Below are 26,084 nucleotides of genomic sequence, written 5' to 3'. Positions count from 1 at the left end.
ACATTACGAATTCGCAATAATCGCATCTATAAATGTCTTACCATATTTTTCGAGCTTGCTTTCCCCCACACCGCTTACCTCTAAAAATTGCGTGCTATTCTTAGGCATGCGGAGACACATATCTTTTAATGACTTATCCGAGAAGACAACAAATGGTGGTACCTTTTCTCGGTCTGCAATTTCTTTACGGATTTGGCGTAGTACTTCAAACAGTGGATCGTTTGCTTCTACCTGGGCTTTAATAATACGTGCCTGTTTACGCTGCACCGTATGCTTACCTAATAAGACTTCCTTGCCTAAATCTGAAATTGCTAACGTCGGAAACTGACCGTTATTGACGATGATGAGCTTTTCTGCGATTAAAAACTCAATGAAGTTGGCAATTTCCTTGGCATTCATTGAACGTAGGATGCCGTAAGTCGGGAGCTTTTGAAAATTAAAGTCGGTTACCTTTTTACTACGTGAACCTGCGAGTACTGCAGCCGTCAATTGTTTTCCGAATTTTTGGCCCATGCGTACGATGCATGATAATACCTTTTGTGCATCGGTTGTAACGTCTTGCTGCGGGCGTTCATCGGTACAGTTGGCACACTTCCCACACTTCGGATGATTCGCATCACCAAAGTAATCGATGACGTAGCTTTGTAAGCAGCGCTCAGTATGGCAGTAATCAATCATTTTATGCAATTTTTCAAGCTCTAATGGGATACGCGAGCGGTCTTGTGCTTGATCGATTAAAAAACGCTGTGTTTGCTCATCTGATGAGGCATACAGTAAAATACATTCGCTTTCTAAGCCGTCTCGCCCAGCACGGCCTGCTTCTTGATAATAGCTTTCCATATTGCGCGGCATATTATAATGCAGCACATAGCGCACATTCGTTTTGTTAATGCCCATCCCAAAGGCGTTCGTTGCGACCATTACTTGCACTTCATCGTTTAAGAAGCGATTTTGCTCGTATGTACGGTCTTCTTCAAACATCCCTCCGTGGTACTTAGCAACGGCTACCCCCGAACGAGAAAGCATGTCATAAACGGCTTCAACAGATTTTCGTGTGGATGCATAAATAATACCTGCCTCATTGGCATTGGCTTTTACATATTGTTTGACATACGCTTCTTTGTTTTCACCAAGCAGTACGGAAAATGCTAAATTCTCACGTGCAAAGCCTGTAATGAAGGTGTTTTCTGTATCAATTGCAAGGAGCTGCTGAATATCAGCGCTTACTTCTTCTGTTGCGGTTGCTGTTAACGCAATAACAGTCGGTTTTTGTGCCCATAAATTAGACAACCCTTGAATCGTCCGATAGCTTGGGCGGAAATCATGGCCCCATTGTGAAATGCAGTGCGCTTCGTCGATTGCAAGAAGCGGTACTTTAATCTGAGCGAGCTCCATACAAAAGCGCTCGTTTTCTAAACGTTCCGGTGCGATGTATAATAGTTTAATTTTGCCACTACGTACGCCATACATGACATCTTGTACTTCATCAAAGCTTAGTGAACTATTAATAAATGCTGCTGGAATCCCGCTACTTGTGAGCATATCTACTTGATCTTTCATAAGTGAAATCAATGGAGAAATTACAAGTGTCGTACCTTCTAAGCACAGTGCCGGAATTTGATAGCATAGTGACTTACCGCCACCAGTTGGCATAATGACGAGCGTATCTTTGTTGTCTAGGACGCTATCAATAATTTGTGTTTGGCCAGGGCGAAATGTGTCATAACCAAAATACGTTTTTAAATGTTGTAATGCTTGTGTATTCATAAAACCCTCCTGAAAAACTACAGTTCTTTTATTATACATGGAATTGAACATTCATGAAAGGTGATTTAGTTTACATAATCTGATTATGTGTTTATTTAACGATTTCTTTATACATATTGCTTTTTTCCAATACCATTTGAACGATATTGTTCCTTTAGAAAAATTTCATATAAAAATGCACTTTTGGTTTCAGCTCTAACAAATGCAGTACCCGCTCAGCTTATTTCTCCTACTTTAAACACTGAACAATGACATTCCCAAAGTCTTTTACATCTCGTAAATAATCATAACCTTTTGGATTACCGTAGCTATTAAACATACGAACTGCAACGATTTTTTCACTTGGGATTACTAGTAATGTAACTGTTGTGTAGCCGAGTATTTGATATGCTCCGTTTGGAACAGCTTCACCAATTTCTGACTTACTTGCCTGAGTCCCTTTTACGAACCAGAAAATTCCGTTTTCAGGAAGGTCTTGATTTGAATATTGCGGACTCTGTATCTTAGTCGCTATTCTGATAATTTCAGGATCAAATAATTGTCTTCCGTCATGATTTCCCTCGTTTAAATGAACTAAGCCCCATTTTGCAAATTCTCTTGCGGAAGCATACATATTCATTTTGCTACCATCTATAATCTGAGAAGCTGACCAATGTGGATTCGTATCTTTCCCTATTACTTCGACAAATGTTTCATCAAATGTGTTGTACCAATTCGTTTCTTTAAAGCCTAGTGGTGAAAATACTTCTTTTTGAAGTATGTCTGCAATCGTGCGTTTTGTTGTATGTAGAATGATTTGAGAGATGATCTCAACGAAGTATTTCATCATCAAGTGAACGGAGAAAATCCTTATGTAATGCATACGCCACAGCATAAGCGATATAGCTTTTCCGGCATGATGCGAGATGGAACTTCGTATCCGCCTGAATCGCACGTGAGTTCCCTTTCGCACTGTGATTTCCCCAATATTTTTCGATTTTCAAGTCATTATTTTGATAAAAAATGAGTGCTGCCCCAGTGCAATTCAACGTTTGATATGTTTTTTCAACTGCGTCTATTACATTGTTATTCAAATTACTATTCCTTTCTATTTCAAATTAAAATGAGCCCGATAAATCAAACGAACTCGATAAACCGTTCTTTTTGATTTCAATCGAATCAAATAGATGCGATCGTTTAATTTTATAAATATAGCGTGTCGGTGTACCGAGCTCCTTACCATTTAAGTTGTTTAAATTTCATTTTTTTCACCTCTTCCCAATTCATTCGACGCAAGTGAAAATTTCCCTTGTGAATTCACGAAATCGATAATTTATATAGAAATAACACGGGATATTTGCATTTGTTTACTGGATTTGTTATTTGCTTGGTAGCTTGTTTAAACTAAAAAATTAACTATATAGTGTCGGATAATATGTAATATCACTTTGAAAGAAGAGACTTGCATCACTGCAAATCCCCGCTAGTTTTACTGCAATTTTACAAGTGGCACAGTCGCCATTTGTGGGCCGCAGCCGATTAACGTAAACTTATTCTCCTGAATTTGTACATCCGTGCAGTTATAACTATCTTTCCCATCTTTTTTTACGGCAATTTTGCTATCTTTGTATTCTAGTTGCCAAGTTAAATCGGCTGTTTGGATTTTGATTGTCTCAATTTGCTTGTTTGCAAACATTTCAAGTGCTGGTGCGTCACTCCAATTCTTTTGTGATGTGACATCAACTGTAGCAATCTTTTCTTTTTTTAAGTTGTCCGCATTAATTAAATTAGCACCAATGAGTTGATAGGTTTGCTGTTCTAATATAAAGGTTAAACGCACTTCCTCTTTATTTTCATCGACACCATTCACAAAATAATAAACCCCGTCTCGTTTTGCTTCCTTAATGGTAAAGCCAGATACAGGCTTTTTCACAAACTGGATTTCCTCTTTTACATCATCTGAGTTGATCATTTCGTTAAGTTCTTCGAAATTTTGTGTTTCAATTGCCTGGTTAAGTGCCTCAATCAGCTTTACCGCGCTATCCATTAATTCATCACTATTAAAGGTAAATATATTTTTACTGTAGTATGTTGTGAAATTTTCAAGCTCCGTGGGCTCTACCCCTTCAAGCAATTTCTGGTTTTTTTCATGGCGCACTTGCCAATCAACCCTTTTTTCCATGGCTTCTGCTAATAACGTTTCGATCTGATCAACTGAAGCTGTAACACGTTGGCCATTTTTAGTTGTGACAAATGACGAGGGCTCCACAATGTCAAAATCATAACTATTACGAATATGAATGACTGCGATATTATGCGCTACATCAATCGCTTCCACTTCTCCAAGTGTTAGGAATTCTTTCCCAACAAGTGCATACGGATGCCCCGCGACATCTTGGGCATTGACTAAAATCCACTTTTCGCGCTCCTTTTGCTTAATTACCTGGCCGGTTGTTGTAACATTTGGCGAATAAACCTCAACTTTTGCAGGGTATATTGGGTCTGGTTGTTTTTGTTCATTTGGAATATTTTGCGCTACCCATGTTGCCTTTTCATTTGAATCTGAACAGGCTGTCAGGAGTAGCACGAAAAATAGTAAGATGATTTTCTTCATGATGCGCTCCTTTTTTGTGATAATAAGATTATGTAAACTAGTTTGTCGTTCAAACGAAAAAGTAGCCGATTGCTCGACTACTTTCTTTATTATACGGATTTCTTCATTTTTTGCATTACGAGAATCGAAATTGACATCAGAACGAATAAAATCACGAAAATGACCTTCGTCATGAAGTGTTCTCCCGTAATGTCAAATACATAACCAATGACAAGCGGTAAAATCGCACTCATCATAAAGCCACCTGAAAGAACCATTGAGCTCCATTCATTTGCTTCTTGATTATTTATTGCCTCATCTAACGGTAGCATTAGGCCAATCGGGAACAAACCACTTAACACGGCACCATAAACGACCGCGCCTGTCCAAATAGCCCACGTCGCATCGATGAAGAACAACACTGAACCCGCCAATCCAATAAAGATTAACCCATGTAGCCAGGTCATGCGATTCGGATATTTAATGATCATTGATGGAATGACAAGGTTCCCTATTAATTGCACAATCGTCATTAAGGTTAATACCGAGCCTGCAGTGAGTAAGCTCATACCCATTTCTTCAGCAATCGATACTAACCACGTTGTTAAGCTGAAAAATAATGATGTTTGTAACCCAAAGTAAATTAAAATGGTCCAAGCAAGTTTATTTTTCCAAGGATTCCGTGCAGGTTCTGTAGATTCGTCGGTATTGAGTTTGGCTTGTCCTGAGTCAACTGCAACACCCCAGCTTATCATTGCCACAACTGCGAGTGCTCCCCATACGCCAAGTGCTAATGCCCAGTTCCCTTCAAAGCTTTCGTAAAAAATGCCCGTAAAGCCAGAGCTTAATGTCGCACCAAAGCCGATTGCAAATGAGTAGATCCCAATGACAGGTGCCATGTTTGTTGGAAACTTTTCTTTAATAAACGCATTGATCATTGGGCTAATAATCGCAATCGCAAAACCCGCTAAAAAGCTTGTCACAAGGAGTGCGCCATAGCTAGAGAAGATGATTCTTGCAGCGGTTGCCACACCAATTAATGCAAGTAAAAGCGTAATGGACCATTTATAACCATATTTCTTTTGAAGTGGGACTGCTAGGGGTGCAAATAACCCCATACAGAACACCGGAATCGATGTCAGTAAGCTCATCTGTGTGCTTGACACGTTGAGTGCGTCACTAATTGTCGATAAAATCGGGCCAACAGACGTCACAGTAGGACGGAGGTTAATTGATACAAGGAAAATCGCAACTAAGATTACTAGCATGCTTCCTTTACTATTTTGTTTCATAGTATTGCCTCTTTCTATAATTCATGTCCGTATGTTAGTAAAACACAATTCACATTTGTCTGACAACTAAAAGAACCGAACCAATTGCTAGTAAAGTTTTATGTACGCCAATATTTCAAGTAATTTTGGTTCATACTAACATGACCATTCCATTCACTTTTGATGTTTATTTCAGTTAAATATACGCAACAATGAGAATGGGGAAATAGGTTTACGAAAGGACGTCATTCACATGTTTAAACAGCTATTCGTTGCGCTTATTGCTACATTAGTAGTTGTACCTACTACCTACGCACATACGTACTTAGATTCAACAAATCCTGCAGATGGCGAGACGATCGCACAGGACTTACAAACAATTGAGTTAAGCTATTCAGGTGAAATTGAAGAAGGCAGTACCTTTAACGTCCGGACAAGTAGTGGTTCAGAAATTCCACTGGACTCCATTTCAGTGAATGAAGGTGTATTAAGTGGGACATTTGCTAACCCTCTTCCAAATGACACCTATACAGTGGAATGGGACAGTATTAGCCAAGATGGTCACCCATTATCTGGTTCATTTTCGTTCACAGTAAATAGGCCAACTGCTGCTGAGACGGCTGAAGGTAAGATTCGGGGCGCTGATACAGATCAAAAAATAGAATCCGATGTAGCAGATCTTGTCGATACTTTACAAACAGATACCGATACTGAAAATGGCCTTTCTTTCTGGGTGCTCGTAATTGTCCTTACAATCATTGTCCTTGCTTTAGGTGCTTTTAGTGCCTATAGCTATAAACGTTCTTTTGTTAAGCGCAAGAAAGATAAGTGATTTTTTCTATACTTCCCTACTTTTATGGGACATTTTTAAAAAGGAGTTACTTATGACAAATAAATTAATTCAGGCGATTGTAGAACATTCCTTACCACTAAACGATACAAGCTTAACTAAAATGGTAGAAGCGATTGGAGATGCAAAGATTGTGATGATCGGCGAAGCGTCTCACGGCACATCCGAGTTTTATGAAATTCGCGCGGAGCTTTCAAAAAAATTAATTACTGAAAAGGGCTTTCAACTGATTGCCGTTGAAGGAGATTGGCCATCCGCGCAAGCAGTGAACCAATATGTGAAGGGCTACAGCGCTAAAGGTGAAACGGCAAAAGATGTTTTAATAAAAGCTTTTAATCGGTGGCCTACTTGGATGTGGGCAAATGAAGAAGTTGCAAATTTTTCAGAGTGGCTTAAAGAAATCAATGTCAATCGCGAACAAAAAGTAGGCTTTTATGGCATCGATTTGTATAGCCTATTCGAATCCGTAGATGAAGTATTGAAGTTTTTATCGAATAATCCACAGCATCAGGTTGATTTAGAGCACGCAAAAAAGGCTTTTACTTGCTTTGAGCCGTACAATCGCATGCCTGAACACTACGCCCTTTCTACAGCTCAGTTTTCTGATGAATGTATCGATGAAGTCGCTAGCTTATTACACTCATTACGAAATCATCAGCACCAGTATTCGAGTGGGCAGGAAGAGGATTTAAATGTCATGATGAATGCGCTCGTCGCAAAAAATGCAGAAGCGTACTACCGAGAAATGATAGCCGATGAAAACTCGTGGAATACGCGCGATTATCATATGGTGGAAGCGATTCATGAATTACGCACCTATTACGGCGATGATACAAAGATTATCGTTTGGGAACATAACACACATATCGGCGATGCTTCTGAGACAGACATGAAAAATGAAAACCTCATCAATGTCGGTCAAGTAATTCGAGCGCAAATCGGAAAGGAAAACACTTATGCAATTGGTTTTGGCACGTATGAAGGCACTGTGATTGCCTCAGATCGTTGGGGTGACCCTTTTGAGGAAATCACCGTCCCACCTGCCCCACTCAGCAAATGGGAAGGTCAACTCCACGCAGCAAGTCCAGACGACAAAGTATTATTATTTAACGATACAAATAGAAAATTGTTTAACGATTGGATTGGTCACCGTGCGATTGGCGTTGTGTATGATCCTGCCTATGAAGCGTACGGAAATTACGTTCCTTCTAGAGTTGGGAGCAGGTATGATGCTTTCATTTACATCGACCATACGACCGCTTTACATCCTTTCAAACAATAACTATCCAGTTAACAACGCTCCGGAAGTCCATCTTACCTTTTGGGGCGTTTTGTTACAATCAAACACGCGTTGAACAAGTAATACACTGTTACACTCCGCGCCCTCATCTTTCACCCTTCCTAATCAAAAAGCCAATTAATCATTAACATTTCACCACTTTTAACAAGCACTGATATTTAATTTAAGCTACATACGTGCTATAATAGAAACATTGTGTGCAAAAGAGCAAACTCTTTTTGAAAGCAATCTAAAATATAAACGAAATTATTGGGAGGTACTTACATGATTCAAGTATCAAACGTAGGTCTACGCTATGGTGACCGCAAATTATTTGACGACGTAAACATTAAATTCAATCCAGGTAACTGTTACGGCCTTATTGGGGCAAACGGTGCTGGTAAATCAACATTCTTAAAAATCTTATCTGGTGACATCGAAGCACAAGAAGGTAACGTGTCAATGGGTAAAGACGAGCGTTTATCTGTACTTCGCCAAAACCACTTCGAGTACGATGAATTCTCAGTACTTGATACAGTTGTAATGGGTAACAAACGTCTTTGGGAAGTAAAAGCTGAAAAAGACGCAATCTACATGAAGGAAGAGTTTTCTGATGAAGACGGCATGCGTGCTGCTGAATTAGAAGGCGAATTCGCGGACATGAACGGTTGGGAAGCTGAATCTGATGCTGCACAACTTTTAAGCGGTTTAGGCATTGGTGAAAACCTACATGACATGAAAATGGCTGACTTAGAAGGGTCAGACAAAGTAAAAGTATTACTTGCACAAGCATTATTCGGTAAGCCAGACGTTCTATTACTAGATGAGCCTACCAACCACTTAGACATCAAAGCAATCAAATGGTTAGAAGAGTTCTTAATGAACTTTGAAAACACTGTCATCGTTGTATCGCATGACCGTCACTTCTTAAACAAAGTATGTACACATATCGCTGACTTAGACTTCGGTAAAATCAAGCTTTATGTTGGTAACTATGATTTCTGGTATGAGTCTTCTCAATTAGCACAAAAGTTAATGGCTGACCAAAACTCGAAAAAAGAAGAAAAAATTAAAGAGTTAAAAGACTTCATTGCCCGCTTCTCTGCGAATGCATCGAAATCTTCTCAAGCAACATCTCGTAAAAAAATGTTAGACAAAATCGAGCTAGATGATATCCAACCATCAAGCCGTAAATACCCATTCATCAACTTCCAAATCGGCCGTGAAATCGGTAATGACGTATTAACAGTTGATGGACTGTCTGCATCTCATGAAGGCGAAACATTATTCAAGGATATTCGTTTCTCTCTAAACAAAGATGACAAAATCATTTTATTAGGTAACACAATTGCGAAGTCTGCATTAATGGATATCTTAATGGAACGTAAAGAAGCAGATGCTGGTACATTCAAATGGGGCGTTACGACAACGCAAAGCTACTTTGAAATGGATCACGATCAATACTTCGCTGGTGGCGAAAAGTCATTAGTTGACTGGTTACGCCCATACTCTCCAGATGATGAAACAGAATCGTTCTTACGTGGCTTCTTAGGCCGTATGTTATTCTCTGGTGAAGAAGTGAAGAAATCTCCTGGTGTTTTATCAGGTGGTGAAAAAGTACGTTGTATGCTTTCAAAAATGATGCTTAACAACGCCAACGTTATTCTTTTAGATGAGCCTACCAACCACTTAGACCTTGAATCAATTCAAGCGCTAAATGAAGGCTTAATTCGCTTTAAAGGTGCGATGATTTTCACATCTCATGACCACCAATTCATCCAAACAATTGCTAACCGTGTAATTGAAATCCGTGAAGATGGCTCAATTTTAGATAAGCCATTAACATACGATGAATATTTAGATTGGAAAGAAAAAGAAGGCCTAAAATAAGCTTTCCTACCCCATCCCCCAAAGTTCCTTACTTCAAGGAACTTTGGGGGATTTTTCAATTCCTACTATGGCCCAGTTTATCAAAATTGAAAAAAAGGAATATATATAGTAATGCACTCATATAAGACAACTAGCTGGTTCAAACATGAAAGTGAGTGATCCGATTATAAAAAAATTACTACTTTTCCCCCTTTTCTTATTATTAGCGAGTTGTATGCAAACAGAGTCCCTTTCTGAAAACAACAAACCGGCAGAAAGCCCCATCAATCAACAAGAAGCCTTTACGTCTACAGAAGTCGAACAGGACTATGGCAAAGCATTTGAAAACGCAGCGGAGTTACAGCTATTTCTTTATGAGGACTCATCGACTGTCTCATTTGAAGGTGAAGGTAATGAATATGCGAGCTATACCATTAAAACAGATTGGCTTAGTGATCACTACGTACGCTACGAGCAGGACAACGGTGGTGTTGTGTTAGCAAAATACTACCGCATTGATAGCGATGGGATTTATTTAGTTGACCAGGTAGCCGATGAGGCAATGGTAAAAACAGTTACCGAATTAGAAAATTTACCGGTGCTTTCAACAGAACTTATGGCACCGATTACTATTGGTACAACCTTTGACGGCTGGACAATTACAGCAACAGAAGCAAGCTACACGACGCCATATGACGCGTTTAACAAAGTCATAGTGCTCGAAAAACAAACCGATACAATTCTGGAACGTCAATACTATGTCGCTGGTGTAGGTGCCGTTGCCTATGAATTTGAAATGACCGATGAAAACGGAGAAGTTTCGATGATTACTTCTAAATTAGCATTGATTACGTATTAATGAGAAAAAGCGTGTCCTAAGCTATTAGTGCTTAGAATACGCTTTTTTCGTTACAGTGCTAAAGTTTCGCGATAAATCTTAATCAGTTCGATTAGTTGTTGCTGTATGGCTGAATTTTCAGTTTTCTCTAAACGTGCCACATAATGCGGAATGAAAGACCTTGAAAACTCCGGTAATGCATGATCACGTTTCAGTTGTGCTAAAAATGTCTGCTGTTCTTCGTTTAACCACATTGGGAAAAAGCCTATGACTTCGGTAAAGACATAGTGGCCCTCATCAGTTAATCCGATTTCTAGCCCTTCAGGTATTTCAAAAGCTAATTCAGGTTGTGGATCCAATGCTTGAACTTTTGTCACATATTTTAATTGGTCCATCTTTTCAAATTGTTGCGTCCATGACAACTGTGTTGCATTTCGGTAACGGGCATGGACGTCCCCTTTATTGTAACGACCATCTCCATCAAGTCCAATAGGTTCCTTTTCCATGCGCTTTACAAGAGCCTCGTATTCTGCGAGTACCATTAAATAGTCATCCAGGTAGGTCTCGAGCGTGATTTGATACGTTTCGAGTACATTATCTAGATAGTGTTTAAAATAAGGATCCTCGAGCTGTTGTTGTAAGCTTTGCTCTTGCTCCGCGCGAATCGAAGCAAGGGTTTGCGCATCAAATGCTACATCAAAATCCTTCTGTAAATAGTTAAACAGCCCATACATCTCGACAATTTTTTCTGTCGCTACCCGGTAGGCATATAACTTCCCAGGCATTTGTTCACTACGATAATAAAATTCGTGTTCAATCAGTTGGAACGTTATGTCTTTATGCTTGCGAAGGTTCTCGGTATCAAATGTTGGCATCACCCCATCATATACAAAGAGTTCGCCAAATTCCCAATCGAGGGTCGTCTCAACAACTGTTAAAACAGCAAGTATTTGTTCGGCCATATCTCGCTTATTTACATCTTCATGTGCAACCTTTTGGAGTAGCTCTTGATAGGTCGAAAAATTATAACGCGCTAAACCTGGTAGCTGATAATCGAGGTCAAGATGGTGCATAAAGGTTAATTGGTCCATCGTTAAATCACTGGTTGAAAATTGCTTACCTCTAAAAATTACTTCGCCCTCACGATTTGTTGTTAATCTCTGATAGTCTTTGTCAAACAAAACATTCGGTGCATTTATGGGCTCCGGTAAATAATAGGGCATGCTTTCCGCAATATATTCGAGGTAATCAAAGGAAAGTCCCATCTTGTCGCGGTAATCCTGCTCGCTCTCACTCGTTGGATAACTTGCTTGACCATCGGCATCCACCTGGAGACCAACTTTCGTTGAAGTCATCTCACTTTTTAAACTTTCATAGTTTTTATTCACGAGTAAATACTGTTCGATATAGTCTTGTTCATCAATTTGTAGCGCTTTTTTTAGCTGGTCGAAATAATGCTGGAAATCCGAATTTTGTAAATCATACGCGAGCTGCTCTGACATTAATTTACGCTGTAACTCAAGTTTTTCTGGTTCAATCCGAATATCCTGTGCTTCTAAGTATTCGAATAAGGCATGTACTTCAATTGCTTTCCTTAAGGCTTGAAATGTAACATTCTCCTTAGATTCCATCCGTTCATTAAGATAAAAAAGCTCGTACTGCGCAATATTTATGTATCGTTCATCAATCGGATGCGTTAAGCTACTCGTTGCTTCCTCTTCTTGTGCTACTTCACTTTGCTTCTCTTCACAGCCACTTAAGAGCGCCACACTGAGCAGTATGAACAAGAAAGCGATTATTGTAATGATTAGATTGCGGTCAAATGGCGTTTGTGTTATTCGAATCCCAACCCCTACTTTCTTTTTCAATTTAAAAACCCACGCTTAACTATATAAGCGTGGGTTTGAATGTGCATACGAATTATAGTTTTGTTACGTTTGTTGCTTGTGGTCCACGATTACCGTCTTCCACTTCGAATTCTACGCGTTGGCCTTCTTCTAATGATTTATAGCCATCACCTTGAATTGCTGAAAAGTGTACGAATACATCCGTTCCACCTTCTACTTCGATAAAGCCAAAACCTTTTTCTGCGTTAAACCATTTTACTGTACCTTGTTTCATAAAAAAACCTCCAAAAATAAAAGTGAACAATTCCCGCTGTAAATCAAACAAAATAAAAATTCACATATTACAAAAAGTACCGACCCACTGCACCGATTACTCATTGTAATATGTGAATCTATCTGTTCGGTAGTGCAACTTCAATTGTTAAATTAAGTATATAGTTAGAAAACCTGCACGTCAATTATAATGTTGTGAATTATGAAAATTTTCTATTAAATGATGTTAAATCTGGATTCCTTCAGATGCAGAAACGATAATACCGTGATAAATTTGTGCATCATCATCACATGCTTCACAAAATTCTGTTTCATCGTCAGACCAGAAAGCGTAGAAGCGGCCCTGTTTACATGTTTCATTTTCATAGCGCGCTCTAAAATCGGTTACTAGTTGGGACAACGCGAACTGAAATGCTTGCTCATTGTCAAAGCTTAATTCTGAAATAATATACTCTTCCCATCCTTCAAACTGCCACCAAGGCTCGTAATCTGCTTTCATATAAATAATTTTATACATAAAACGCTCCCCTTCTCTCTAACTTTATTTTAAACAACTCCATCATTTATGTCTATTCTTGTACATTCTGCTATGGTAAAATAATGGTAGTTTCGAACTAAGGAGGATTTTATATAATGTTTTCTGCGTTAAAACCAAAAGCTGAATTACAAGATTTATTTGAACGAGGTACAGATTTACCTGCAACAGGTCGCTTCCATCAAACCTTAACATTTAATAATTTTAAGCAACAAAACCAGGCTGATTTAAAACATCTGTATGACCGTGTTTCAGAAATGTCCCCAACAATGCATGAAATTTTTAATAGGTATTTAGTCGAAATTGCGCCAAATGGTAAAAATCCAATTTCAGAGAGCCAAATCGATCGCTATTTAAAAAATTTTTTCTTAGCAGAACGAAACGATGAATATGTGGATCAAACATTGAAATTCTTCAACTTACTGCGCCAAAATCGTTTTGAGGCAGGAAAGTTAATTGTTGTCTTTAACCAATTTTCATTTTATATTACCACACATGTGTTACATCATTTTGGGATGAAACCACATATTGCCTTTAAATATATGAAATCAGTTTCTGCTGCAGTCAACATTGAGCAGGAATTATTAACTGAAGTCATGACAGAGCGTTTACTTGAAAACGTCATTGAAGAGCTTGCATCATTAACGGATGCAAATGCCAACATTATGTATATGAAGGATCTGATTCAACGTCTTGATACGCAGTCAAATGATATTGCGAGCTCAACGGCGGCCTCGCAAGAACTAGCAGCTTCGATTGCAGAGATTGCCCGTTCTTCTACAAATATTGCCGAAAAAACGAATGAGTCTGTAGAAAATGCTGCACGCGGTAAAGAAGCGATTGAGCATGCCCTACAAGAAATCTTTACAACTGAAGAAACCTTTACGGAAATTGTACATAGCTTTAAAGAACTACAAAAACATGTTGATGAAATTGAAAATGTTGTCACATTAATTAACCAAATCGCAGACCAAACGAATTTGTTAGCGTTAAATGCATCGATTGAGGCTGCCCGCGCTGGAGAACATGGTAAAGGCTTTGCTGTTGTTGCACAGGAAGTTCGTAAATTAGCTGAAAATACGGTTTCTGCATTAGGCCAAGTTTCAACGAACGTTCAGTCGTTAAAATCTTACTCAAACAATGTTGCTACATCGATTTCAGAAACAACGACAATTATTCGTGATGCAACCGACGAAGCGAAAGAATCCTTGCCGATGTTAAACTCAATCGTTGATATTATCGAAAGCATCAATAGTGACGTAACGGCTACAGCTGCTGCATCTCAGGAGCAGGCTGCTTCGATTGATGAAATTTCTGTGCGCATGGTACAAATTTCAAACTTGCAAGAAGATATCCGTGATTTCGGGAATGATACATCACGCGATATTCACAAATTAGGGCAAGAGATTACCCGCTTCCGTAATGAAATTACAACGAGCAATAATGTACAGCTATCAAGTATTTCACTTTTATTATTATCAAAAGCCGACCATATTTTATGGAAATGGCGCGTCTACAATATGTTCCTAGGTTTAGAAAAACTATCGCCATCTGAAGTATCGTCGCACCGTGATTGTCGTTTAGGAAAATGGTATTTGTCTGATAAAACAAAACAACGCTTCGGCAACCATGCTTCCTACCGCGAGCTAGACCGTCACCACGAACAAGTGCATATTTCTGCTAAGTCGGCTGTAGAAGCATTCAATGCCGGCAACATTGAAAAAGCAGAACAGCATTTACATGAAATTGAAGGTGCTTCCAAGCAAGTGATTAGCTATATTAACGATTTAATTAGCGTGATTGAAAAAGAGCGTTTAATGCATTAACCTACGAAAAAGAAGCAGAGCCCTTTCCGTTTTGCTTCTTTTTCTATGTAGAAAAATCATTTTACTTTGTAACGATGAAAAAAATTGATACGATAGCAATAGAAAATGAAACCTTTTACGATTTCATTCGTACAATTAGTATCAAGTAAAGGAGGTACGAAAATGCTTGGTCCTACTAACTTTTTAACAAGACATTTATTAAATTTTATTGGAGCATTTACGGTTTTTGGTGTTTCCATTATTAACATTTCTGGCGCAGCTGGTCTATTATCGATACCTCTTGCTGTCGTTGCCTACTATGCGAGTAATAAAATTACGTTTGCTGTGCAAAAATCCAGCCAAAGTAAAAAAATCGGTATTTCTAAATCCGAGTACACGTTAATTGATGCACAGTTAAAACAAGCAAAATCTCATGTACAAGCATTAAATCAGCAATATGTACGCGTACGATCAGTTCGTTCATTTAAACAAATTAATGAAATGTCTAAGCTTGCAAAACGCATTATTAACCTTGTGCAAACAAATCCGCAAAAGTTCTATGCGGTTGAAGATTTCTTCTATGCGCATTTACCAAGTGCGGTCGAGCTTTCTGATAAATATACGTTACTAACAAAAGAGCAAATTCCTAGTACAGATGTTCATTTAGCGTTAGAAGATACGCGTAAAACGTTAAAAGAACTACAAGTGACGATGGAAGATGATTTAAAGAGTGCGCTATCGAGTGACATTGAAAACTTAAAAATCGAATTAGATTTTGCGAAAATGTCAAACGAAAAGCGGAAAGATCGATTAAAAATCGGCGGTGAATAGTCATGAACAATAACCCTTTTGAAGCGTTCACGAACACAGATAACGTGGATATTCAAGTAAGTAAAGATCAATTTGCGGTGAATGTTGCGAACAAGGCAACATCACCGCTTTTCGCATCACTCTCGAACCATATGAAGCAGCGTGCACTAGAGCATGCGCTAAATTTAGAGCCGAAACACTATGAGGATGTGCTGTCATTTGGCCTCCCTGCACAGGAAGCGTTGAAAAAATTCACCTCTCAAATGCTCAATTACATACAGCGAAAAGATGTGCGTAAGGTCGGTGATGTATTAAACGATTTATTGCATCATTTAGAGCTTATCGATCCAGATGCACTCATTGAAGAGGAGAAAGGCTTTTTTGCACGGTTGTTCAGTAAACCAAAGCAGTCTATCCAGGAAGTGATGACGCAGTACAACAAGCTTTCTAAGCGCATTGACCGCCTCGGCATTCAGCTTGAGCATAATCAGCACGCCCTACTTAGTGATTATCAATTCCTAAATGAATTATATGCAATGAACGAGGATTACTTTCAAGAAATCAATATTTATATTGCATCACTTGAGATAAAAAAACAGCACCTTTTTGATGTTGTTCTGCCAACGCTTGAAGAAAGTGCCCTAACGAGTGACGATCCCTTTAAAAAGCACGAATTAAAGGACGTTCATATGCAAATCGAATGGCTAGACCGTCGCATGTATGATTTAGAATTGTCGCGTGAAGTGGCCATCCAGTATGCCCCGCAAATTCGCTTAATTCAGCAAACGAACCAAATGTTGCTAGAAAAGATTCAAACATCGATTATGACGACTATTCCGCTATGGCAGCAGCAAATTAGTATGCTCCTAAGCATGAATAACCAGCGCCGCGCAATGCAGTCACAGGAGCGCTTAATGAATGCCTCAGAACAGATGATGAAAAAGAGTAGTAAAATGATGGACGTTCAAAAAAACAACAAACGCCCTGCCCTATCCCACACTGACGTAGATCGCTTTAAGGCGACACAAATGCAGCTGTTGAAGGATATTGAAGATACACTACGTATGCAAGTGCAAACAGATGAAAAACGCCATGAGATTGAGCATACGATTCTTGAACAAAAATAAAGGCTAGCCGCGTATAGCAAGCCTTTATCTTCTCCGACGAAAGCGAAGCGACAGGAGCAAAAATAAATACAAAAAACACCATTCCTCGAACTACGAGAAATGGTGTTTTTTTCGTTCAATTAAGCAAAGTACTCTTTGTAAAAGCCGCCAACTTCGCCTGAGTTGTCGATAACGAATAAGAATTCTTCTGTTTCGTTTTTCACTTCATACTCTTTACCAACCGTTAATACGTTTGACACTAAAAACTTTGATGCGTTTGTATGAACACATTTCACTGTGCGGATTGTCGGTGCATCTTTCCATTTTAAATGTAACATTCATTTACCCTCACTTTAATTAAATAAATTCTTTCTTATTTTATACGATTTTAGCATTAGATGAAAGACTAGAGTCGAATTTTTGTCTAAGGAAGTTTGATTTGACGCCAATAACCATGTTACACTCGCTAGCGAGAGGTGAATCTAATGGCATTTGGTGGCGTTCCTACCTGGTTTTATGCAATCGTCGTGGCGTTTGCGATTATTTTTATAATTATTAGCGAATATAATTCAAGAAAATAAGCTCGCGAGCACCGCGAGCTTTATTTTCGTCTCCTATTTCAACGTTCGCTTCAAGAATTCCTTCGTTCGGTCATGCTGTGGATTTACTAAAACCTCACTTGGATGGCCTTCTTCTACAATAACCCCTTTATCCATAAAGACAATGCGGTCGGATACTTCTTTTGCGAACTCCATTTCATGCGTAACGATTAACATCGTGTTGCCCTGATCGGCTAGGTGACGCATGACCTTTAATACTTCCCCAACCATTTCTGGGTCAAGCGCTGAAGTTGGTTCATCAAATAGCATTACATCCGGGTCCATTGCGAGTGCACGTGCAATCGCAACACGCTGTTTTTGCCCACCTGATAAATGTCGTGGCTTGGCATTTTTATAAGCACTCATCCCAACAAGCTCTAAATACTTCATCGCATTTTGCTCGGCCTGTTCTTTTGAGCGTTTCAATACTTTTATTTGTCCAACGATACAGTTGTTTATTACATCTAAGTTATTAAATAAGTTAAACTGCTGGAAGACCATCCCTAGATGTGTACGGTATTTCTCGATGTTATGGCCTTCGTTTAGAATATTGTCGCCGTTATAAATAATCTCACCTGCTGTAGGTGTTTCGAGTAAATTTATGCAACGCAGAAGTGTTGATTTACCAGATCCTGATGACCCGATTAACGTAACCACTTCCCCTTTATTTACTTGGAAATTCACGTCTTTTAATACTTCGTGCGTGCCGAATTTTTTATTTAAATGTTGAATATCAATCACAACCGACATGTTATTCACCATCCTTTTCTAGCTTGTTGCCTGTAATAAGCTCGACTTTATAGCTCTCTGGTCCATCCATTTTCTTCTCGAACAATAGTAAAATACGTGTCACAACAAACGTCATAATGAAGTATAATACCGTCGCGATGAAGAATGCCTCGATATAACGGTAGTTACTGCCGGCTACTGAGTTCGCTGTGAAGAATAGCTCCACAACGGAAATAACACTTAGTACGGATGAATCTTTAATATTCATGACAAACTGATTGCCTGTTGCCGGTAAAATATTACGTGCCACTTGTGGAATGACGATATGAATCATCGTTTGTAAGTGATTCATGCCGATAGCTTGTGCCGCTTCAAATTGGCCCTTGTCGACCGAAACAATCCCACCGCGCACATACTCGGCCATATAAGCACCTGTATTTAAACTAATTACGATAGATGCTGCTAGGAAACGATCAATATCAATGCCTAAGTAGACTAATCCGTAGAACACAACCATCGCCTGGACCATCATTGGTGTTCCCCTGAAAATTTCAACGTATGCTGTTAAAAGGAAATTAAATATTTTTAATAAAACTGTTTTAATACTGCGTTTACGCTGAGGAATCGTATGCATAATACCAATGAAAAATCCGATGAGCGTACCACAAATTGTCCCGATAATCGCGAGTAAGAGCGCTGTCCATGCACCGCGTAAGAATAGCTCCCAGTTGTTTGTAAATAAGCCCCATACTGACTCTAAAAATGCCATCCTGTTGTCCTCCTTGACCATTCGTGTTTCTTATAAGAAAAGCGCATTCTCGCCCTTTAAGCCCCGACAAACATTGGATGACCCGACGCAAAAGTAAACGCTTGATCACTTTTGCAGGAGGGTTCGAAATGCCGAGGGGCTGGCGCGAATGCTTTGAGACTGTTAACGCAAAAATTTTATACTTTCTTATCTTCAAAAGCAAAAGGTTGTCTTGCTCGTTTGCCGGCAAGACAACCTATTTGTTTAGCAGCTTATTGGGCTGCTGGTTGGTTTGCAATTGCGTCTTCCATTAATTTCTGACGCGCTTCTTCCGAAATCTCAGCTAATACTTTGTTGATTTGTTCTGTTAAATCAGAGCCTTTTTTAAGACCCACAGCGATTGCAGTTGTAGAAGGATCTGCTTCGAAGTTTGGTTCTGGTACAATATATTTAATATTTTTTAAAGCCATTTCAGCTGAAACGCCTTCTGGACGCTCAGAAACATAAGCATCAATTGCACCTGATTGTAACTGAACACGCATTGCACCGAAATCTGTACCTGCTACTTGTTTATTTACTCCAGGAATTTGGTCAATCACATCATAGTGCGTTGTTGCTTGTTGGCCCGTCACTTTTGCACCTGATAAATCTGCTAATGTTTTTGCATCGGCATATGGTCCATCTGCTTTTACAACGATTACATAATCACTCGTGTAATAGTTTTCAGAGAAGTCGATTGTCCCTTTACGCTCTTCTGTTGGTGACATACCCGCGATTACCACATCAATTGCACCTGATTGTAATGATGGGATTAAGCCATCCCAGTCTGTTTTTACAATTTGTAATTCCATATCTAAGCCGTCCGCGATTTTTTTCGCGATTTCTACGTCATAGCCTGCTGCATATTCTTTTGAACCTTTAATTAACACTGCGCCATTAGAATCGTCATTTTGAGACCAGTTGAACGGTGCATAGGCTGCTTCCATCCCTACTTTTATTACCTTTTTACCTGAATCCCCTGTCGTTTCATCGTCTGAACCACAAGCTGCTAATACAAGCATCGTCATCATAGCTGTTAACAAGATTAATAGTTTCTTTTTCATTGTAAATCTCTCCTTTTTATATATTTTTTGGGATTCATGTATACAAAAAACGACCTAAAAGAAGATCTTCAGGTCGTTAAACATGTATATTTAGCCCAAATCCTCTACATTCCCATTTTGAGATAGCACAACTCAATCATCTGGGATGACGATTGAGACAGTTCTGCAATTATTCACGGCAGACCCAGCATTAAAAGTATGAGCACTTACAATACTTCGGCGATATTTCCTTCTTTCAAACTTCTTAGCCAGCTCGATGACTCCATAAGAAACTAATAAATAACGCGCCTCTACCTCACGAGTTTGTGAGGTTTTGATATGAAATTGATAGGTTCATATTACATTATTGCGACATTTCCGTCAATATGCATTTTTCAGAAAGTTAACGTTTTTTTAAGAGTGTGCTATTTTTTCTACTAGTACTTTTACTTCAAGTGTATGCATACCACCTTGATACACGCCTTCAATTGGAGAAACATCACGGAAATCGCGACCGACACAAAGGTTAATATGATTTTCAAGTACCTCGACATTATTTGTAGGATCTAGGCCTATCCAACCAACCCCCGGCACCATTACCTCTACCCAAGCATGTGTTGCCGTATCACCAACTAAATTATCGCCTTCTCCTACATATAAATAGCCGCTAATATAACGCGCTGGAATATTGACAAAACGTAGTACTCCAAGCATGACATGCGTATAATCTTGGCACACACCTCGGCGCTGCTTCCATACCTCCGTTGCCGTTGTATCAATCGTGGTTGCGGCTGGATCATAGGTAATTGAATGGTATAAATAGGTCATTAGATCACATGCAAATTTCAACGGGTTTTTCATCGGCCCAACTGCCGCTAGTATTTCTTCTAGTTGATCATAGAGTAATGTCGTGAAGCGCGATGTCGTTAGAAACGGTAAGTAGTGCTCTCTAAAAAGCTCTGAATGAAAGATATTGCGCATTTCATCCGAATAATGAATTTGATAAATATACGGTGCGCGCTGAACACTTACATGCGAAACCGATATGACTTCTAATACACTATGCTTTTCCGCAATAAAAAATGTGCCGACTGCATTGCGCCAAATGTCGATATTATCGCGCGTTAATGAATGCGGGCTAATTTTAACATCATGTGAAATGAGCCGTTGACATTCGTTGTTACGTGGCTTTAATCGAGTTGTATTGAGAGATTGTTCCACCTCGGTTTCGTACCTGAAAATATTAGTATGTGTAATTTGATATTTCATTGCTCATTTCCCCTTAAGTTTTAATCTTTAACATCTGTCTAGGGTGTTTTTATTCCACTAAAATTGGTTCGGTTAAATAATACGTTTGTGAGAAAATCGGACCAAGTTGGATGCATTGCCTGTGGATTTCTCGTACCCATTCAATGCGGTCTTCGCGTGACATGGGCGTTGGGTCTTTTTCAATGAATTGTTCTAGAATTTCGATTATTTCAAATAAATGTGTTGCATACGAGCGAATTTCATTATTTTCAATCTCTAATAATGTTTTTTTGATTTTTCGTACGCCGTAAGAAACCGAACGTGAGCAATACGCATCTTGAATTAAGAATTTCAAAACTAAATCGGCTTCACGATGACGGGATCGACGTGTATATTCGTCTAGTGTATTCGTTAACTGAAGTGCATACGTAACCGCAAAATCACGATTTAATGTACTGGCATTTTCCATCAATGTCAATAAAATTAACGCCGTCTTTTCAGAGCGCTCTAGCCATTTACCGATTTTCACAAATAAGAAGCATTCATTACGCGTCATTAAGGAATCGATTATCCCTGTTGCGGTTAAACTCGTTGTTTGAACCGTCAATAAAAACTCCGTCGCATTTAACACGTTGTACGGCGCTTGTAATGGGTTTTCTTGATTCGTTAGGAATAGACTATTCCACTGTTCAAATAATGCTTTAGGGATGGAGTCACGGGTATTTTTCGCATTGTCTCGAATACTTTGCAGCAAACTTTCAATCGAATTGAAGTTTTGCTTATCGGAAAGTAGGTAAAATAACATATCTTCCTCTTCATAATGGCTATAGCGTTTCTCGTAATCATCCATATACCCACCAATACTCAGTACACACGACCATTGTTGTTCGTACTGACCATCCGTGCGACCAAGCTCCAACATTTGGTCCATTTGCGCGTCTGCAATGTAAGCATTTGTATAAATGCGTTCACTGTAACGCCCTAACCAATATAATGAATCTGCTACGCGACTAAGCATGCCCCTCGTCCCCCTTTAACACCCATGTATCCTTACCGCCACCACCTTGTGATGAGTTCACAACGAGCGAGCCTTCTTTTAATGCCACACGGGATAAGCCACCTGGGACGATATGTGTTTCGGTCCCTTGAATGACATAAATTCGCAAATCGATATGACACGGATAAAAGCGCTCTTTCTGAAAAGCCGGTGCACGTGACAGCATGATTGTTGGCTGGGCGATATATTGATGCGGCGCTTCGAGAATCTTTTCGCGGAAAATCTCACGTAGTTCGTCTGTCGCATGCGGGCCAATTAGCATATCATAGCCACCTGAAGCCCCTACATTTTTTACAACTAGCTTATCTAAGTTATCTAGCACGTATTGTTTTTCTTCTTCGTTACTTAATAAATACGTTTTTACGTTTTCAATGATTGGCTCTTCGTACAAGTAATAGCGAATCATATCAGGAACATATGCATACATCGCCTTATCATCGGCAACACCATTTCCAACGGCATTTAAAATGGCCACATTGCCCTCTTTATATGCGTGTAAAATACCTGGAACACCGAGCAGTGAATCTTCACGGAACACCGTCGGATCTAAAAAATCATCATCAATGCGTCGATAAATAATGTCGACACGCTTAAGACCATGAATGGTTTTTAAATACACCCGATCATCCTTTACAAGTAGATCACGGCCTTCGACAAGCGGAATATTCATTTCCTTTGCTAAAAAAACATGGTCATAGTACGCCGAATTATACACACCAGCTGTAAGTAACACCGCTTGCGGCTCTTCTGACGGTTCTAAATACTGTGGACGGTGCGATAATAAGGCTTGTTGCATATCACGCATCACGTCCTCTAGAGACTCTAATGCATAGGCACTAAAAAACTCTGGGTACGTTTTACGCATCACATAGCGGTTTTGGAATACATAGCTCAGCCCGGATGGATTACGTAAATTATCCTCAAGCACACGATACGTTCCAAATTCATCACGAATTAAATCAATACCCGCCATGAAAATATGATTACCAATCGCGACATTGGCCCCAATGACCTGGCGATAGTAATACGGATTATCATCTACTAAATGCGCCGGAATCAGGCCGTCGTTAAGTATATTTCGCTCATTGTAGACATCCTGTAAAAACAAATTTAATGCCTTCACACGCTGCTTGATCCCTCGTTCGATTTCTTTCCAGTTTTCATTCGGAATAATGATCGGAATAAAGTCAAACGGCATCGTACGCTCCGTCCCACCCTTTGCACCATAAACGGTAAAGGTAATTCCTTGACGTAGAAAGCTCGACTGCGCAGCATTATGCTTTTGCACCAACTGCTCATTCGTAAATTGTAAGAGCTGTTCATAAAACGGAATATAATGTTTTTTTGGTAAGCCTTGCTCAAGCATTTCATCAAAAAATGTTGCGGTTTCATATGTCTTAAACATTCATCGCCCTCCTCATTATGTACCTACTTAGTATAAATACACGATTCGACAGAGAAAATCCTTTCTCTGTGCGAAATAAATTTTCTTATAACTATATATATTTCCTATTTTTGTCACTTGGAAACATAATCTAAGAAAGTTTTAGATGAATTAAAATTATATGAATATAGTTTGTTCTCCTACGTTGAAAAGGGAGCGAGTTGATTAGGATTGGTTCGAGGTTTATTTTCATTGTATTGCGATACAGAGAAAGCTATTTTGAGCATGTCTCCAAGCTTTTGATGAGTAATTGCAGGAGCACTCTTATTTTAATTGTACGCTATTTCCCCTAGAAGTCATTCCCTTCATTTCATATAATTAATTTCGTATAAGCAAGTGGCTTTTAAGCATTATCTTGCTTATTTAGCTGATGTATGTGAGATTTCATTTTTTCTTGCTTATTTCCCACGCAATATTTTCTAAATATTCAGTTATATGAAGTCAATACTTGGATTTCTCTTAATTTAATCTACTCCAACTCTCCACATTTAAATCATTCATTTTAGAAATAAAATTATTTCTGTGATATCTGAATGTTGGCTGATGGTTGTCTTTTTCAAGCAGTTCACTTTTCATCTTCCTATAAATTATTCAGGTTAAATACATTATTAGTACTCATACTAACTTATATAACCAAGAAAGGATGCGACTCATTTGGTAAAAAGAAAATTTGCAAACCTTGGATCTGAGCAGATTAACGAAATAAAAAGTCTTGAAGAAAAATTAGAGGTTACTTTAATTGCTTATGACCTCTTTTCAACTGAAGGACCACCTCAGGAAGATAATAATCCTACTCCTATTAACCCATCATAGAATTACCCTTTATTAGTGTTTAGTTTCATCGAATTCTAAACACTATTTCTTTTAACGCACCACCTCACTTCTTATGCACTCACATATTAGCTAGAAGGTGTGTACACGCCCCCCACACTTCATACGAAAACGTCGCTAAACTCTAATTTAAATGCAAAAAACCACTCTGCAAAATGCAGAGTGGTTTCAATATAATCGCTACCGATTAAGAGTTTAATAATAAGTCTTCTGGGTTTTCGATCATTTCTTTAACTGTTTTTAAGAAGCCTACAGAATCTTTACCATCGATGATACGGTGGTCATAAGATAATGCCACGTACATCATTGGACGGATTTGAACTTCACCGTTAACTGCTACTGGGCGGTTAACGATTGAGTGCATACCTAAAATACCAGCTTGTGTACCGTTCATGATAGGCGTTGACATTAATGAACCGAATACACCACCGTTTGTGATAGTGAATGATCCACCAGCCATGTCGTTTAAGCCTAATTTCTTGTCGCGAGCTTTACCTGCTAATTCAGCAATGTTTTTCTCGATTTCAGCAAAGTTCTTAGCGTTAGCATCACGAACTACTGGTACTACTAAACCTTCTTCAGTTGATACCGCGATACCGATATCGAAGAAGTTGTTTAAGTGAATTTCGTCACCGTTAATTTGAGCGTTAACGTATGGATATTTTTTAAGTGCTGCAACAACAGCTTTTGTGAAGAATGACATGAAACCTAATTTGATGTCGTTTGCTTTCACGAATTGTTCTTGTTTACGTTTACGTAATGCCATGATGTTTGTCATGTCGATTTCGTTGAACGTAGTTAACATTGCTGTTGATTGTTTAACTTCTAATAAACGTTTTGCAATCGTTTGACGACGGCGAGACATTTTTTCAACTGTTACACGATCAGAGTCACCAGCTGGTGTGAAGATCATTGGACCGTTCGCTACAGGTGCTGCTACTGCTGCTTGTGCAACTGGAGCTGTACCGTGAGCTGCTACGTCTTGAACACGTACGCGGCCTTGTGGATCTACTGGAGAAATCGCTGCAAGATCGATTCCTTTTTCACGAGCTAATTTACGAGCTGCTGGAGATGCGATTACGCGCTCACCAGAAGTTTCAACTACTACAGGAGCTGGCGCTGCCGCTTTTGGAGCTTCTTGTGCTGGAGCTGGTGCTGCAGGTGCTTCTTCTTTAGCTGCTGGAGCAGGTGCTGCGCCTTCGCCAGCTTCAACTACTGCGATTACTTGACCTACAAGTACAGTGTCGCCTTCTTCAGCTAAAATTTGTGTTAATACGCCTGCTTCTTCAGAGATGATTTCAGCGTTTACTTTATCTGTTTCTAATTCTACGATGAATTCGCCTTTTTCTACGCGATCTCCAACTTTTTTAACCCACTGGGCAATTGTGCCTTCAGTAATTGATTCTGCTAACTCAGGGACTTTGATTTCAGCCACGTTAATATCCTCCTTTAATTACGCTATACATATTTGTATAGCCGGCTACTCTTATTTTTAGAGTAGCCGATATTGATTCAAGTTTACTA

At 39.2% G+C, this 26,084-nt stretch carries 24 protein-coding genes and 1 riboswitch; of the genes, 8 read left to right on the top strand and 16 right to left on the bottom strand.

Translation table 11 applies throughout. From position 1 onward, the window contains the following. Positions 1 to 3: 3 nt before the first annotated feature. The 5 genes from recQ to NSQ62_RS10500 all read right to left on the bottom strand — a co-directional run bounded on the left by recQ (position 4) and on the right by NSQ62_RS10500 (position 5,631). Positions 4 to 1,767, bottom strand: coding sequence for a DNA helicase RecQ (recQ, locus tag NSQ62_RS10520; RefSeq protein ID WP_341320095.1), 1,764 nt, complete (start codon positions 1,765 to 1,767; stop codon positions 4 to 6). A 229-nt stretch (positions 1,768 to 1,996) separates the two neighbouring features. Further along, positions 1,997 to 2,596 (bottom strand): serine hydrolase domain-containing protein, encoded by a 600-nt coding sequence (locus tag NSQ62_RS10515; RefSeq protein WP_341323921.1) that lies wholly within the window; start codon positions 2,594 to 2,596, stop codon positions 1,997 to 1,999. Then, positions 2,577 to 2,840, bottom strand: coding sequence for a serine hydrolase (locus NSQ62_RS10510; protein WP_341320094.1), 264 nt, complete (start codon positions 2,838 to 2,840; stop codon positions 2,577 to 2,579). Before NSQ62_RS10510 ends, NSQ62_RS10515 begins: the two co-directional genes overlap by 20 nt. A gap of 395 nt (positions 2,841 to 3,235) precedes the next feature. Beyond that, complete coding sequence (locus tag NSQ62_RS10505; protein WP_341320093.1) at positions 3,236 to 4,360, bottom strand: hypothetical protein; 1,125 nt, start codon at positions 4,358 to 4,360, stop codon at positions 3,236 to 3,238. A gap of 89 nt (positions 4,361 to 4,449) precedes the next feature. Further along, positions 4,450 to 5,631 (bottom strand): MFS transporter, encoded by a 1,182-nt coding sequence (locus tag NSQ62_RS10500; RefSeq protein WP_341320092.1) that lies wholly within the window; start codon positions 5,629 to 5,631, stop codon positions 4,450 to 4,452. 232 nt (positions 5,632 to 5,863) lie between these two features. Here NSQ62_RS10500 and NSQ62_RS10495 point away from each other — a divergent pair, with 232 nt between their 5' ends. From NSQ62_RS10495 to NSQ62_RS10480, 4 genes are all read left to right on the top strand, one after another. Next, the gene (locus NSQ62_RS10495) at positions 5,864 to 6,442 is read left to right on the top strand and encodes a copper resistance protein CopC (protein WP_341320091.1); all 579 of its coding nucleotides are present in this window, start codon (positions 5,864 to 5,866) and stop codon (positions 6,440 to 6,442) included. A gap of 52 nt (positions 6,443 to 6,494) precedes the next feature. Beyond that, positions 6,495 to 7,742, top strand: coding sequence for an erythromycin esterase family protein (locus NSQ62_RS10490; protein WP_341320090.1), 1,248 nt, complete (start codon positions 6,495 to 6,497; stop codon positions 7,740 to 7,742). A gap of 282 nt (positions 7,743 to 8,024) precedes the next feature. Then, complete coding sequence (locus tag NSQ62_RS10485; RefSeq protein WP_341320089.1) at positions 8,025 to 9,629, top strand: ATP-binding cassette domain-containing protein; 1,605 nt, start codon at positions 8,025 to 8,027, stop codon at positions 9,627 to 9,629. 145 nt (positions 9,630 to 9,774) lie between these two features. Beyond that, the gene (locus tag NSQ62_RS10480; protein WP_341320088.1) at positions 9,775 to 10,467 is read left to right on the top strand and encodes a hypothetical protein; all 693 of its coding nucleotides are present in this window, start codon (positions 9,775 to 9,777) and stop codon (positions 10,465 to 10,467) included. Positions 10,468 to 10,517: 50 nt separating this feature from the next. Here the strand turns inward: NSQ62_RS10480 and NSQ62_RS10475 are convergent, their stop codons facing one another. From NSQ62_RS10475 to NSQ62_RS10465, 3 genes are all read right to left on the bottom strand, one after another. After that, complete coding sequence (locus NSQ62_RS10475) at positions 10,518 to 12,314, bottom strand: hypothetical protein (protein ID WP_341320087.1); 1,797 nt, start codon at positions 12,312 to 12,314, stop codon at positions 10,518 to 10,520. 52 nt (positions 12,315 to 12,366) lie between these two features. Next, positions 12,367 to 12,567, bottom strand: coding sequence for a cold-shock protein (locus NSQ62_RS10470; protein WP_341320086.1), 201 nt, complete (start codon positions 12,565 to 12,567; stop codon positions 12,367 to 12,369). 225 nt (positions 12,568 to 12,792) lie between these two features. After that, positions 12,793 to 13,083, bottom strand: coding sequence for a DUF1033 family protein (locus NSQ62_RS10465; RefSeq protein ID WP_341320085.1), 291 nt, complete (start codon positions 13,081 to 13,083; stop codon positions 12,793 to 12,795). A gap of 116 nt (positions 13,084 to 13,199) precedes the next feature. Here NSQ62_RS10465 and NSQ62_RS10460 point away from each other — a divergent pair, with 116 nt between their 5' ends. The 3 genes from NSQ62_RS10460 to NSQ62_RS10450 all read left to right on the top strand — a co-directional run bounded on the left by NSQ62_RS10460 (position 13,200) and on the right by NSQ62_RS10450 (position 16,843). After that, positions 13,200 to 14,927 carry a methyl-accepting chemotaxis protein gene (locus NSQ62_RS10460; protein WP_341320084.1) on the top strand — a complete coding sequence of 576 codons (1,728 nt, stop codon included), beginning with the start codon at positions 13,200 to 13,202 and terminating at the stop codon, positions 14,925 to 14,927. Between the two features lie 162 nt (positions 14,928 to 15,089). Further along, positions 15,090 to 15,737, top strand: a complete 648-nt coding sequence (locus tag NSQ62_RS10455) for a 5-bromo-4-chloroindolyl phosphate hydrolysis family protein (protein ID WP_341320083.1) — start codon at positions 15,090 to 15,092, stop codon at positions 15,735 to 15,737. Between the two features lie 2 nt (positions 15,738 to 15,739). Next, complete coding sequence (locus tag NSQ62_RS10450; RefSeq protein ID WP_341320082.1) at positions 15,740 to 16,843, top strand: toxic anion resistance protein; 1,104 nt, start codon at positions 15,740 to 15,742, stop codon at positions 16,841 to 16,843. A 119-nt stretch (positions 16,844 to 16,962) separates the two neighbouring features. Here NSQ62_RS10450 and NSQ62_RS10445 read toward each other — a convergent pair whose 3' ends face one another. The 7 genes from NSQ62_RS10445 to NSQ62_RS10415 form a co-directional block, all read right to left on the bottom strand. Further along, positions 16,963 to 17,160, bottom strand: a complete 198-nt coding sequence (locus NSQ62_RS10445; protein WP_341320081.1) for a DUF6501 family protein — start codon at positions 17,158 to 17,160, stop codon at positions 16,963 to 16,965. A 276-nt stretch (positions 17,161 to 17,436) separates the two neighbouring features. Continuing rightward, positions 17,437 to 18,171 (bottom strand): amino acid ABC transporter ATP-binding protein, encoded by a 735-nt coding sequence (locus NSQ62_RS10440; protein WP_341320080.1) that lies wholly within the window; start codon positions 18,169 to 18,171, stop codon positions 17,437 to 17,439. Between the two features lies 1 nt (position 18,172). Further along, positions 18,173 to 18,919 carry an amino acid ABC transporter permease gene (locus NSQ62_RS10435; RefSeq protein ID WP_341320079.1) on the bottom strand — a complete coding sequence of 249 codons (747 nt, stop codon included), beginning with the start codon at positions 18,917 to 18,919 and terminating at the stop codon, positions 18,173 to 18,175. Positions 18,920 to 19,170: 251 nt separating this feature from the next. Beyond that, positions 19,171 to 20,001 (bottom strand): transporter substrate-binding domain-containing protein, encoded by an 831-nt coding sequence (locus NSQ62_RS10430; RefSeq protein ID WP_341320078.1) that lies wholly within the window; start codon positions 19,999 to 20,001, stop codon positions 19,171 to 19,173. Positions 20,002 to 20,116: 115 nt separating this feature from the next. Continuing rightward, a riboswitch (Lysine riboswitch) is annotated at positions 20,117 to 20,302 on the bottom strand. Positions 20,303 to 20,394: 92 nt separating this feature from the next. Continuing rightward, entirely contained in the window at positions 20,395 to 21,249 is an 855-nt protein-coding gene (locus NSQ62_RS10425; RefSeq protein WP_341320077.1) for a transglutaminase family protein, read from the bottom strand. 49 nt (positions 21,250 to 21,298) lie between these two features. Continuing rightward, the gene (locus NSQ62_RS10420) at positions 21,299 to 22,246 is read right to left on the bottom strand and encodes an alpha-E domain-containing protein (protein WP_341320076.1); all 948 of its coding nucleotides are present in this window, start codon (positions 22,244 to 22,246) and stop codon (positions 21,299 to 21,301) included. Continuing rightward, positions 22,239 to 23,690, bottom strand: a complete 1,452-nt coding sequence (locus NSQ62_RS10415) for a circularly permuted type 2 ATP-grasp protein (protein ID WP_341320075.1) — start codon at positions 23,688 to 23,690, stop codon at positions 22,239 to 22,241. The genes NSQ62_RS10420 and NSQ62_RS10415 overlap by 8 nt, the downstream gene beginning before the upstream one ends. Positions 23,691 to 24,383: 693 nt before the next feature. Between NSQ62_RS10415 and NSQ62_RS10410 the strand changes: the two genes are divergently transcribed. Continuing rightward, on the top strand, positions 24,384 to 24,542 hold the full coding sequence (locus NSQ62_RS10410) for a hypothetical protein (RefSeq protein WP_341320074.1): 159 nt from the start codon (positions 24,384 to 24,386) through the stop codon (positions 24,540 to 24,542). Positions 24,543 to 24,747: 205 nt separating this feature from the next. Here the strand turns inward: NSQ62_RS10410 and odhB are convergent, their stop codons facing one another. Then, complete coding sequence (gene odhB, locus NSQ62_RS10405) at positions 24,748 to 25,995, bottom strand: 2-oxoglutarate dehydrogenase complex dihydrolipoyllysine-residue succinyltransferase (protein WP_341320073.1); 1,248 nt, start codon at positions 25,993 to 25,995, stop codon at positions 24,748 to 24,750. Between the last annotated feature and the right edge of the window lie 89 nt (positions 25,996 to 26,084).

The organism is Solibacillus sp. FSL H8-0523, assembly GCF_038051985.1.
In the GTDB taxonomy this organism is placed as follows: domain Bacteria; phylum Bacillota; class Bacilli; order Bacillales_A; family Planococcaceae; genus Solibacillus.
Note: the sequence above shows the minus strand (reverse complement) of the source record. Positions and strands in the feature narration are given on the sequence as shown.